Origin of the sequence: Vibrio sp. AH4, from assembly GCF_030710545.1 — a bacterium.
Taxonomy (GTDB): Bacteria; Pseudomonadota; Gammaproteobacteria; order Enterobacterales; family Vibrionaceae; genus Vibrio; species Vibrio metoecus.
This window is the reverse complement of the sequence record NZ_JALAIV010000001.1, coordinates 1,488,274-1,501,326: the sequence shown is the minus strand read 5'-3', so window position 1 is coordinate 1,501,326 and position 13,053 is coordinate 1,488,274. Positions and strand designations below refer to the sequence as shown.

The following is a 13,053-nucleotide window of genomic DNA, read 5'->3' as shown; positions in this document are numbered from 1 at the left end:
CGGAAATCGTAACGACGGCGTGACGGAACTCACGTTGGTTTTCACTAGCAAAATTTTTAGCTGCCACAAGGCAGCTGGTTTAAAAGGAAAGCACAATGAAATACGGCTATTTCGATAATGATAATCGCGAATACGTCATCACTCGCCCTGACGTACCCGCACCTTGGACTAACTATCTCGGTACTGAAAAGTTCTGTACTGTGATTTCGCACAACGCAGGGGGTTACTCCTTTTATCACTCACCTGAGTACAACCGCGTCACTAAGTTCCGTCCAAACTTTACCCAAGATCGTCCAGGGCATTATGTCTACCTGCGCGATGATGCGACGGGTGATTTCTGGTCTATCTCTTGGCAACCTGTTGCGAAAAGCCTTGAACAAGCGAAATACGAAGTTCGCCACGGCTTGTCTTACTCAAAATTCAAGTGTGAATACAACGGCATTCACGCCACCAAAACTCTGTTTGTTCCTAAGGGCGAAGATGCTGAAGTTTGGGATGTTGTGATTGAAAACACCTCCAACGAAGTGCGTACTATCAGTGCGTTCAACTACGTTGAGTTCTCTTTCAGCCACATCAAGTCAGACAACCAAAACCATCAGATGTCGCTCTACTCAGCAGGTACCGCGTTCAAAGATGGCGTGATTGAGTATGACCTGTACTACAACACCGATGATTTCTTAGGCTTCTACTACCTGACCGCGACCTTTGATGCTGACAGCTACGACGGCCAACGTGACCAATTCCTTGGCATGTACCGAGATGAAGCAAACCCCATCGCCGTGGCGCAAGGTAAGTGCTCTAACAGCGCGCAAACCTGTTACAACCACTGTGGTGCACTGCATAAGCAATTCGTATTGCAACCAGATGAAAAAGTTCGCTTCGCAGTGATCTTAGGTGTAGGTAAAGGCAACGGCGCAAAACTGCGTGAAAAATACCAAGATCTGAGCAAAGTGGATGCTGCCTTTGCAGGTATCAAAGCTCACTGGGATGAGCGTTGTGCGAAGTTCCAAGTGAAATCGCCAAACCAAGGTCTAGACACCATGATCAACGCTTGGACCCTGTACCAAGCGGAAACGTGTGTGGTTTGGTCTCGTTTCGCCTCTTTCATTGAAGTCGGCGGCCGTACAGGCCTAGGTTACCGTGATACTGCGCAAGACGCGATCTCAGTACCGCACACTAACCCAGCGATGACTCGTAAGCGCCTAGTAGACCTACTGCGTGGTCAAGTGAAAGCCGGTTACGGTCTGCACCTGTTTGATCCTGACTGGTTCGATCCAGAAAAAGCGGATGTTAAACCGTCTAAATCGCCAACCGTCGTACCAACCCCATCGGATGAAGACAAGATCCACGGCATCAAAGATACCTGTTCTGACGATCACCTGTGGATTGTGCCAACCATCCTCAGCTATGTGAAAGAAACCGGTGACTTTGCGTTTATCGATGAAGAGATCCCTTACGCGGATGGCGGCAACGCAACTGTGTACGAGCACATGATGGCAGCGTTGGATTTCTCTGCAGAATACGTGGGTCAAACCGGTATCTGTAAAGGTCTGCGTGCCGACTGGAACGACTGTTTGAACCTCGGTGGCGGCGAGTCATCTATGGTGTCTTTCCTACACTTCTGGGCGTTGGAATCCTTCCTTGAGCTGTCACGCTATCGCAATGATGAAGCGGCAACCGACAAGTACCAAGCGATGGCCGATGGCGTTCGCGAAGCGTGTGAAACTCACTTGTGGGATGAGCAAGGCGAATGGTACATCCGCGGCCTGACCAAAAATGGCGACAAGATCGGTACCTTCGAGCAAGTAGAAGGCAAAGTGCATTTAGAGTCTAACTCACTGGCAGTTCTGTCTGGCACTGTAAGCCATGAGCGCGGCATCAAAGCGATGGATGCGGTCTACAAATACCTGTTCTCCAAATACGGTCTACACCTGAATGCGCCATCATTTGCAACGCCAAATGATGACATCGGTTTCGTAACTCGCGTTTACCAAGGCGTGAAAGAAAACGGTGCGATCTTCTCGCATCCAAACCCATGGGCATGGGTAGCAGAAGCGAAACTGGGCCGCGGTGATCGTGCGATGGAGCTGTATGACGCGCTGAACCCATACAACCAAAACGACATCATCGAAACCCGTATTGCTGAACCTTACTCTTACGTACAGTTCATCATGGGTCGCGACCACCAAGATCACGGCCGTGCTAACCACCCATGGTTAACCGGTACTTCTGGCTGGGCATACCACGCAACGACCAACTACATCCTAGGTGTTAAAGCCGGCTTCGACACACTAGAAATCGATCCTTGTATCCCAACATCATGGCCTGGTTTTGAAGTGACTCGCGAATGGCGCGATGCGACTTACCAGATCAAAGTTGAAAACCCACAAGGCGTGTCAAAAGGCGTGAAATCCATCACTCTGAATGGCCAAGTAATTGAAGGCGCAGTCCCTGTGCAAGCCGCTGGCAGTGTCAACCAAGTGGTAGTAGTGCTGGGCTAACCCATTTTCGGGCACTCTGCGAGTGCCCGTTTTCTAATACCTAAGCGTTTTATATGCCCAAACCACTTATCGTTGCAGGTAGGCGGCAAATGAATGAATCCCCATGAGCATAGATAAACTATGTGATTAGGGTGAATGAATGCAGCCAACACCCCTGCAGCATCAAGTGGGAAGGGATAGGGGGAGAAAATGATTAAATTTGGTACTGGCGGCTGGCGTGCGTTTATTGGTGAAGAATTCACTAAAGATAACGTTCGTTTGGTCGCTCAAGCGTTAGCTAACATCATCAATCATGAACAAGCAGCCGCCAACGGATTTGTAATCGGTTATGACCGCCGCTTCCTATCTGATAAAGCAGGTTGTTGGTTTGCCGAAGTATTAGCCGCAAATGGCGTTGTGGTGAGTTTTATCGACAAGTTTGTGCCAACACCGGTGGTGATGTTTAAAGCGAAAGAAATGGATTGTGCATATTCTGCATGTATTACCGCCTCGCACAACCCGGCCGACTACAACGGTATTAAAGTGTTTATTCGCGGTGGTCGTGATGCGGATGAAGTGATCACCCAGAAGATCGAGCAACAAATCGCCACTCTGACGGTACAAGACGTTAAATCGATCGATTTTGATCAAGCCGTCAATGACAAGCTGATCGACATCATCAACCCGATGAACGAGTTCGTCGATAGCATCATCAACTTCATCGACATTGAAGCGATCAAAAAAGCCAATCTGCGAGTGTTGATCGACCCGATGTTCGGGGTAGCGAAGAACGCATTGCAAACGGTACTGATCAATGGCCGCTGCGACGTGGACGTGATCAACGATGGCAAAAACCCTGATTTTGGTGGTTTGATGCCTTCTCCGAGTGCTGCCACTTTGTATCGCTTGAAGCATCTGGTGAAACACGAAGGTTATGACATCGGTATCGGTACCGATGGTGATGCGGACCGCCTTGGCATCATCGATGAAAAAGGCAACTTTATTCACCCGAACGAAGTGCTGATCCTGCTTTACTACTACTTACTGGAGTACAAAGGCTGGAAAGGTTCGGTGGTACGTAACATCGCAACCACGCATTTGTTGGATAAGATCGCAGCCGATCATGGTGAGCAATGCTTTGAAGTGCCCGTGGGCTTTAAGCACATCTCTTCGCAAATGGAAGCTGACGACTCTCTGATCGGTGGTGAAAGCTCTGGTGGTTTGACGATTCGTGGCCACATCAAGGGGAAAGATGGCGTGTTCGCCTCCAGCCTACTGGTGGAAATGATCAGCGTGACGGGCAAAAAACTCTCTGAGCTGTTAACCGAGATCTATAGCCGTTACGGCTATGCCTACACCGCAGAAGGCGATTGCAAATTTAAACCCGCCCAGCGCGATGAGATCTACAACAAAGTCTACATTGAGAAAAAACTGCCTGAGTTTGAATTCGACATCGACAAAGTCAGCTATGAAGATGGCGCTAAGGTCTACTTCAAGAACGGCGGTTGGGTGATTGCCCGCTTCTCCGGTACTGAGCCTCTATTACGTATTTTTGCCGAAATGGCCGACAAAGATACTGCGGAGCGTGTTCTTCAACAGATGAAAGCATTCTTGGCGTTGTAATCATCGCCTTGTCAAATCATCCCCAGAGGTAAAGTCCCCTCTGCGGAGAAGAACACTTGCCCGACGCTCGACGTCGGGCTTTTTTATGCGGGTAACCATAGTTTGGCAATCCAAGACGCTTGGCGGGAGCATTAGGCGAAAGCGAGCACGCCTTGGGTATCAATATTGACCGAGACAGCCTGCCCTAACTCCAGCGGTTGCGAAGAGGTCGCGATAAGCTGAGTGCCATGCGCATCAATCAGATAACGGCAATGATCGCCCATAAACTGCTGCTCCGTTACCGTCACACTGCTCTCCTCTTCCGCGCGAATTTGCACCTGTTGTGGACGCAGCAGTAACTTACACTCCGCCTCTACCGCGATCGGTTGGCGCGCAATCGCTTCGACCACCCCAAGCGCCGTTTGGTACTGAGTTTCACTGATCCGCTTGGCGCTTAAATAACTGCCCCCACCCAGAAAATCGGCCACAAACTGACTCGATGGTTGGTAGTAAAGCTCTGCGGCGGTGCCGTATTGTTCAATAACACCACGATTCATCACCGCCATTTTATCAGCGAAGGCAAACGCTTCTTCGCGCGAGTGAGTCACGAAAATCGCCGTCACGCCCTGCTGTTTAAAGATTTTGCGAATTTCAATGATCAGTTCATGGCGTACTTGAGTATCGATATTGGAAAACGGCTCATCAAGCAGCAGTAAATCTGGTTTATAGGCTAATGCACGTGCGATGGCGACACGTTGTTGCTGACCACCCGACAGTTGGTGCGGATAACGCTCTGCGAAAGCGTCAAGATGAACCAGAGCTAGCATCTCGGCAATTTTGGCCTGCTTTTGCTTCGCGGGCATCGCATCTAACCCAAAACCAACGTTTTGCGCCACGGTAAGATGGGGAAATAATGCGTAATCTTGGAAAATCATTCCGATGTTGCGCTGCTCAGGCGGCAACCAGCGTTTACCATCATCCAAGGTGACACTGTTAAGGCTAAGCTGACCAGAAGCCAAAGGCAGCAAGCCGGCAATCGCTTTCAGCAAGGTGGTTTTACCACAACCACTTGCGCCAAGCAGACAGACAATTTCACCCGGATTGACTTGCAAAGAGAGAGATTTCAATACGGTTTGTGCATCGTATTGGCAAGTGAGATTTTCAATCAGCAGTGCGCAGCTCATTAGTGCTTTTGCTCCAAAGAACGGTTAACCATAACAAGAGGAATAAGCCCGACCAACACCAGTAAAATGGCGGGTAGCGCCGCCAACTCTAAGCGCTCATCTGAAGCGTAGTTATAGACGTAAGTAGCGAGAGTTTCAAAGTTAAACGGACGCAGCAAAATCGCCGCGTTCAATTCCTTCATCGATTCGATAAACACCAACAAGCCTGCGATTAATGCGCCGCGGCGGATCAGTGGCAAATGTACACGCTTGAGCATTTGATTGGCATGACAACCCATGGTGCGCGCCGCCATATCCAACGAAGGTGATACTTTACTGAGGCTACTTTCGATGCTGCCAATGGCTACCGCCGAGAAACGCACCACCAGCGCGAATACAATTGCAAATAAACTGCCGGAGAAAACAAGCCCTGGGCGTCCCCACTCCATCATTTTAGCGATATCGTTGATCAGATGATCCAGTGCGAGTACAGGTACTAAAATACCGATAGCCAGAACGGTTCCCGGCACCGCATAGCCCATCGAAGAGAGGCGCATCAAGGCAACACTGGTACGATTATTTTGTAAACGGGCATAAAAGTTAGCCACTAAAGCCACCAAGACCGCGACGACAGCAGCACTGATCGAGACGGTGAAACTGTTGATCGCATACTCTTTAAATTGGGTGGTCCAGCTCTGGGCAAAATAGGTCCACGCGTAACTGATAAGTTGTAGCAGAGGCAGAATAAACGCCACCGCCACTAAGCCCCAGCACCAGATTAAAGCGGCCCATAAGCGCCAGCCTTTTAAGGTATAACGATACTCTTCATGGCTATTAAATTGGGTTTGATACAGTTTTTGTCGGCGACGACTATAGCGCTCACTACTGAGCAGCAGCAGCACCATCACCAGCATAATGGCCGAGATTTTTGCAGCCGCATTGAGATTGGAATAACCGAGCCAAGTATCATAAACCGCTGTGGTTAAGGTATTCACCGCAAACAGGCTTACCGTGCCGAAATCACCAATGGTTTCCATGGCCACCAAAGACAACCCCACCGCAATCGCAGGTCGTGCTAACGGCAGAGAAATACGTCGAAAACTTTGCCACGGTGAACATTTCAGTAAGCGCGCAGACTGAAGCAAAGTGACATTTTGCTCCATAAACGCCGCACGGCACAAAAGATACACATAAGGATAAAGTACCAGCGCCAGCACCACACTCGCACCGCCTAGGCTACGAATATCGGGAAACCAGTAGCTGCCCGCTTGCCAACCGGTCCAATCGCGCAAGGCAATTTGGATGGGACCTGCGTAATCAAACCAATGGGTAAATAAATACCCAATGATATAAGCAGGCATCGCCAAAGGGAGGACAAGCGCCCATTGCAGCCAACGCTCACCGGGCAGTTTACACATGGCAATCAGCCAAGCTGACGGTACCCCAAACAGTAAAGCCAAGAGCAATACCGAACAGGTTAATACCAAGGTATTGAAAATATAGGTGGGCATCACAGTCGCCAGAAGATGAGCAAAAACCTCATCACTGTTGCCGAATGCGGTATAGAAGATCGCTAAGATCGGTAAAACCAGCAGAGTGGTTAACACTAGGCTGCTGGCTTTCCAGGCAAAATATTTTTCTTTCATCGCCTATCAGTATAAGGCTTGAACAGCAAGCAGATACTGCATCCCTCAAATAAAATAGGGGTACGTTATACCCCTGATTTTACTTACAGGTCAAATTTGACTTCGTCGATCAATTTGATCGCAGCAGCATTGTTATCCGCTACTTTCTCAAGAGGCAGGCTATCTGCTTTGAAGTCGCCCCAAGAAGTCACCAATTCGGAACGCTTTACGCCCTCTTTAATGGGGTATTCGTAGTTCACTTCTGCATACATTTGCTGCGCCGTTGCCCCCGTCAAAAACTCCATCAGCTTAACAGCGTTGTCGCGGTTTGGAGCGTATTTCGCCATCGCCATACCACTCACGTTCACATGCGTACCTTGCGCATTTTGACCAGGGAAGTTGATATACACCGCTTCTGCCCACGATTTTTGCTTCTCGTCGTTAAGCATTGCACCTAGGTAGTAGCTGTTACCTAGCGATAGATCACACAAGCCTTCTTTGATCGCGCGAACTTGGTCACGATCATTGCCTTGCGGTTTGCGTGCTAGATTCGCCTTTACTCCCTCTAGCCAAGTTTTTGCTTCCGCTTCACCGTGGTTAGCAATGATAGAAGCCACTAGGGCAATGTTGTATGGGTGCTTACCACTACGAGTACAAATTTTGCCTTTGAATTCAGGTTTCGCCAGATCCATATAATCAAAATCTTCCCCCAGCTTACCAATACGGTCGCGAGAGGAGTACACACTGCGGGTACGCTGCGTGAGAGCAAACCACTCATCACCACTATCACGGTATTGAGCAGGAATGTTTTCTTCAATCACTTTGCTATCGAGTGGTTGAGTAAGGCCTTTTTCGGTCAGCTCAAACAGACGACTGAATTCGGCGGTTAAAATCACGTCAGCGGGGCTGTATTCGCCTTCTTGCGCAAGTTTTTCAGCAATCCCTTCCTTAGCAAATTTCACGTTAACTTTGATGCCCGTTTCTTTAGTGAACTCTTGGAACATAGGTTCAATCAGAAACGGTTGGCGGTAAGAGTAAACATTCACTTCTTCGGCGGCCATTGCCGAAGGAGCCAGTACACCACAAGCAATCGCAGACAACGTGAGCAGCTTTTTCATCTTAAAATCCTTTATAATTACTAATGATAACGTTTATCAGTTTCAATGCATTATAAGAATGATTATTAAGAAAACAATCAGCAGAAATAAAAAACCTGCCCAAAGGGCAGGTTCTCTAAAGTGAACTTGGTAACTAAATGTTACTTAACGGTCACGAATTCAGGGTAAGCACCGACACCACAATCGTGCATGTCCATCCCTTCCATCTCTTCTTCTTCTGAGACACGGATCCCCATCGTCGCTTTGAGCACGCCCCACACCAGTAGGCTTGCCCCAAATACCCACGCGAAGATAACTGCAGCACCCAACAATTGTGCACCAAAGGTTGCATCAGCATTGCTCAGCGGTACCACCATCAACCCAAAGAAACCACACACACCGTGAACGGAAATCGCCCCCACTGGATCATCGATTTTGACTTTATCAAGCGCGATAATGCTAAACACCACCAAAGCACCGGCAACCACACCAATCGCCACCGCATATAGAGGAGATGGAGATAATGGATCAGCGGTAATCGCCACCAAGCCAGCCAAAGCACCGTTGAGTACCATCGTCAGGTCTGCTTTACCCCAAGTTGTTTTACACACCAACAGTGCGGCGATAGAACCCGCAGCGGCAGCGGCATTAGTATTGAGGAAAATCTTACCGACGGAGGTGGCGTTTTCAAAATCCGATAACATCAGTTGTGAACCACCGTTAAAACCAAACCATCCAAACCACAAGATGAAGGTACCTAAGGTAGCTAATGGCATGTTTGAGCCCGGAATTGGGTAAATTTCGCCATTTTTGCCATATTTACCCTTGCGCGCGCCTAGCAGAAGTACACCGGCTAATGCCGCAGAAGCGCCGGCTAAATGTACGATACCTGAACCCGCAAAATCGCTAAAGCCTGCCGCAGAAAGGAAACCACCCCCCCAAGTCCAGTAACCTTCCATTGGGTAAATGAACGCCGTCAAAATCGCAGAGAAAATCAAAAATGCCCAAAGTTTCATTCGTTCAGCCACCGCACCGGATACCACGGACATCGCGGTTGCCACAAACACGACTTGGAAGAAAAAGTCTGACTCCAAAGAGTGATCTGCACCGTCGGCTTGTGAACCAATCAGCGCACCAATCGAAGGTAGCCACCCTCCTTCGCTGTTATCGACATACATGATGTTGTAGCCAATTATTAAATAAGTGGTACAAGCAATCGCGTACAGAACAAAGTTTTTCGTCAAAATTTCGGTGGTGTTCTTAGAGCGAACCAATCCTGCTTCGAGCATGGCAAACCCAGCAGCCATCCACATGACTAGGGCTCCTGAAATCAGGAAGAAAAAGGTGTCGAGTGCGTAACGCAACTCTGTCACTGTCGTTGATAGTTCCATAATCAAATCTCCCATCCTTGAAATTAAAGGGCTTCAGAATCCATTTCACCAGTGCGGATACGTACCGCTTGGCTTAGGTCATACACAAAAATTTTGCCATCACCAATTTTGCCGGTGTGTGCCGCTTTAATGATCGCCTCCACTACACGATCCACATTGTCGCTTTGCGTAGCAATTTCAATTTTGACTTTAGGGAGAAAGTCCACTTGATATTCTGCACCACGGTACAGCTCGGTGTGCCCTTTCTGACGTCCAAAGCCTTTCACTTCAGACACCGTCATCCCCTCGATACCTACATCCGCAAGTGCCTCACGAACATCATCCAACTTGAATGGTTTAATGATTGCGCTAATCAGTTTCATCTCTTCCTCTCTGAAGCAGTCGTCCATTTGCTATTCATTATCCAAGTGGCGTGCCAAGTTTTTAATCACATGATTTTTAAAGATAAAAAGATAAATAGATGAATAAAAAACAAAAGGCTGCACCGATGAGGTGCAGCCTTTTCCCAACAATAACGCACAAGTTTTAACAAATAACGAGCTTGCCAGTTATTTTCGATGCACAAAACTCTGCCATTGGTTCAAGAGTGCCATAAAGTCCTCTCGCCCACAGGCTGCGACACTTTCACTGTCGTACAGTGAAAAATCCGTTTCCAGCTCATGCTCACTCTCATAAGCAAGTGCATTGTCTTGTATCGTGATCTCATCGCCCTGCACCAGTAGAGAAATCTCTCGCCCTGTCCATAGAAACTCTTGAGCAGGCGAATGCTCGGCTTGTTCAATCAATGCAAAAACTTGATGCAGTTTAGCCTGATCTTGACCAATCTCTTCTTGTAGCCAACGCCCGACAATTTGATGCTCCATACTGCATCGCACGGAATACTCACCCAACAAGGTATTTTTAATAAATTCAAATTCCATGGTGAACTCTCCACAGATAAACCATGTCGCGAGTATATCGCAAAACGGCTTCACGGCATTGAGACAAGTGAGATCCATAGGTTGGAGACAGTCAAATGACTGGAAAAAATAAAGCCGCGACAGGCGCGGCTCTAAAAGAGGATTTAATCACTCTGCTTATGCGGGTTCTTGGAAAATCACTGAATCCGCTTTGCTGGTGTATTGACCCATACGGTGGAAGTTGAGGTAACGGTAGGTATCCGCTGCCGCCGCATCAATCTGCTTCGCATATTCCATGTACTCTGCCACGCTTGGGATGCGGCCCAGAATCGCCCCAACTGCCGCTAATTCAGCAGAAGAGAGGTACACGTTAGCACCAGTACCCAAACGGTTCGGGAAGTTACGTGTTGAAGTTGACATCACCGTTGCTTTGTCCGCTACGCGTGCTTGGTTACCCATACACAGCGAACATCCCGGAGTTTCAATACGCACCCCAGCGCGACCAAAAATACCGTAATAACCTTCTTCCGTCAGTTGGTCACGATCCATCTTAGTTGGCGGAGCCACCCACAGGCGTGTGTTCAACTGGCCGTTGAATTTATCAAGCAGTTTGCCTGCGGCACGGAAGTGACCAATGTTGGTCATACAAGATCCAATGAACACTTCATTGATCGTTTCACCCGCACATTCAGAGAGCAGACGTGCATCATCCGGATCGTTTGGTGCACACAAGATAGGCTCTTTGATGTCTGCCAGATCAATTTCAATCACATGCGCGTATTCGGCATCTTTGTCTGCTTCCATTAATGCAGGGTTAGCTAACCACGCTTCCATCGCTTTAATGCGGCGTTCAATGGTACGGCGATCGCCATAGCCTTCCGCAATCATCCACTTCAGCATCACGATGTTCGAGTTGAGATACTCTTCAATCGACGCTTGTGAAAGCTTCACGGTACAACCTGCCGCAGAACGTTCTGCAGACGCATCGGAAAGTTCAAAGGCTTGCTCAACCGTCAGGTGTTCAACCCCTTCGATCTCCAGAATACGACCAGAGAATTCGTTGATCTTGCCCGCTTTTTCTACCGTGAGCAGACCTTGTTTGATGCCGTAGTAAGGGATGGCATGCACCAGATCACGCAAGGTGATCCCAGGTTGCATTTTTCCTTTGAAGCGCACCAGAATCGACTCCGGCATATCCAGAGGCATTACCCCAGTCGCAGCCGCAAACGCCACCAGACCAGAACCCGCAGGGAAAGAAATACCCAATGGGAAACGCGTATGTGAGTCACCGCCGGTACCAACTGTATCAGGGAGCAACATACGGTTTAGCCATGAGTGGATAACACCATCCCCCGGACGCAGTGAAACACCGCCACGGTTCATGATGAAATCCGGCAGTGTGTGATGCGTTTGAACGTCAACCGGTTTAGGATACGCGGAAGTGTGGCAGAAAGACTGCATCACTAAATCAGCAGAGAAGCCCAAACACGCCAAATCTTTCAGTTCATCACGCGTCATTGGGCCTGTGGTATCTTGCGAACCCACAGTGGTCATCTTAGGTTCGCAGTACGTACCTGGGCGAATGCCTTGCACGCCACACGCTTTACCCACCATTTTTTGAGCCAGCGAGTAACCTTTACCGTTATCGGCCACCGCCACTGGGCGACGGAATTCTTTTGATGCTTCCAAACCTAACGCGTGACGCGCTTTATCGGTCAAACCACGTCCAACGATCAATGGAATACGGCCGCCCGCACGTACTTCATCGTACAGTACATCGGTTTTCAGTTTGAAAGTCGCCAACACTTCGCCCGTCGCGTGGTTACACACTTTGCCTTCGAATGGGTAAACGTCGATCACATCGCCCATATTAAGCTTGGAGACATCCACTTCGATCGGCAGCGCGCCAGCATCTTCCATCGTGTTAAAGAAGATTGGGGCAATTTTACCGCCCAAAACATAACCGCCAGTACGTTTGTTCGGTACGTTCGGAATGTCGTCTCCCATAAACCACAACACGGAGTTGGTTGCAGATTTACGCGATGAGCCAGTACCCACCACGTCACCCACATAAACCAGTTGGTGACCTTTGGTTTTGAGAGCTTCGATCTGTTTGATCGGGCCAACTTTGCCCGCTACATCAGGTTCAATGCCATCACGAGCGTTTTTCAGCATGGCTAACGCATGCACAGGAATATCAGGGCGCGACCATGCATCCGGCGCCGGAGACAGATCGTCTGTGTTGGTTTCACCGGTCACTTTAAATACGGTTAAAGTGACTTTTTCGGCCAACGCTGGCTTAGACAGGAACCATTCAGCATCCGCCCAAGATTGCAGCACTTGCTTGGCGAATGCATTACCCGCTTTGGCTTTTTCTTCTACATCGTAGAAGTTATCAAACATCAATAAGGTATGAGATAACGCTTTCGCAGCAATTGGCGCAAGTGCATTATCGTCAAGTAATTCAATCAGCGGTTCAATGTTGTAACCGCCTTGCATCGTACCCAGTAGCTCTGCCGCTTTTTCACGACTCACCAAAGGCGATGTCACTTGTCCTTTGGTTACAGCAGTCAAGAAACCCGCTTTCACGTAAGCCGCTTCATCAACACCAGGAGGAATACGATTTTCAAGTAGATCAAGAATGAAGGCTTCTTCACCTTGTGGGGGATTTTTCAGAAGTTCGACAAGTCCTGCGACTTGCTCTGCGTCTAGGGGTTTAGGTACAACTCCTTCAGCGGCACGCTCTGCGACGTGTTTACGGTAGGCTTCAAGCACGACTTTTTCCTCTCATTGCGG

The 13,053-nt window shown here is 48.8% G+C and carries 9 protein-coding genes; 2 read left to right on the top strand and 7 right to left on the bottom strand.

Annotated features, from left to right (window positions below; all coding sequences use genetic code 11):
- The first annotated feature begins 95 nt into the window (after nt 1-95).
- The gene (locus tag MKA69_RS07155; protein ID WP_305847751.1) at nt 96-2,501 is read left to right on the top strand and encodes a GH36-type glycosyl hydrolase domain-containing protein; all 2,406 of its coding nucleotides are present in this window, start codon (nt 96-98) and stop codon (nt 2,499-2,501) included.
- Between the two features lie 189 nt (nt 2,502-2,690).
- On the top strand, nt 2,691-4,103 hold the full coding sequence (locus MKA69_RS07150) for a phosphoglucomutase/phosphomannomutase family protein (protein WP_000589201.1): 1,413 nt from the start codon (nt 2,691-2,693) through the stop codon (nt 4,101-4,103).
- A 131-nt stretch (nt 4,104-4,234) separates the two neighbouring features.
- On the opposite strand, the gene MKA69_RS07145 is transcribed toward MKA69_RS07150, so the two are convergent.
- The 7 genes from MKA69_RS07145 to acnB form a co-directional block, all read right to left on the bottom strand.
- Nucleotides 4,235-5,266, bottom strand: coding sequence for an ABC transporter ATP-binding protein (locus MKA69_RS07145; RefSeq protein ID WP_305847750.1), 1,032 nt, complete (start codon nt 5,264-5,266; stop codon nt 4,235-4,237).
- Nucleotides 5,266-6,891, bottom strand: coding sequence for an iron ABC transporter permease (locus tag MKA69_RS07140; protein WP_000660927.1), 1,626 nt, complete (start codon nt 6,889-6,891; stop codon nt 5,266-5,268). Before MKA69_RS07140 ends, MKA69_RS07145 begins: the two co-directional genes overlap by 1 nt.
- Before the next feature lie 83 nt (nt 6,892-6,974).
- Nucleotides 6,975-7,988: a Fe(3+) ABC transporter substrate-binding protein gene (locus MKA69_RS07135; protein ID WP_154138635.1), complete on the bottom strand. Its 1,014-nt coding sequence runs from the start codon at nt 7,986-7,988 to the stop codon at nt 6,975-6,977.
- A 140-nt stretch (nt 7,989-8,128) separates the two neighbouring features.
- On the bottom strand, nt 8,129-9,358 hold the full coding sequence (locus tag MKA69_RS07130) for an ammonium transporter (RefSeq protein WP_304572168.1): 1,230 nt from the start codon (nt 9,356-9,358) through the stop codon (nt 8,129-8,131).
- Nucleotides 9,359-9,381: 23 nt separating this feature from the next.
- The gene (gene glnK / locus MKA69_RS07125; RefSeq protein ID WP_009355525.1) at nt 9,382-9,720 is read right to left on the bottom strand and encodes a P-II family nitrogen regulator; all 339 of its coding nucleotides are present in this window, start codon (nt 9,718-9,720) and stop codon (nt 9,382-9,384) included.
- A 186-nt stretch (nt 9,721-9,906) separates the two neighbouring features.
- Complete coding sequence (locus MKA69_RS07120) at nt 9,907-10,278, bottom strand: YacL family protein (protein ID WP_305847749.1); 372 nt, start codon at nt 10,276-10,278, stop codon at nt 9,907-9,909.
- Nucleotides 10,279-10,434: 156 nt separating this feature from the next.
- Complete coding sequence (acnB, locus tag MKA69_RS07115; RefSeq protein ID WP_000888593.1) at nt 10,435-13,032, bottom strand: bifunctional aconitate hydratase 2/2-methylisocitrate dehydratase; 2,598 nt, start codon at nt 13,030-13,032, stop codon at nt 10,435-10,437.
- Nucleotides 13,033-13,053: the final 21 nt, after the last annotated feature.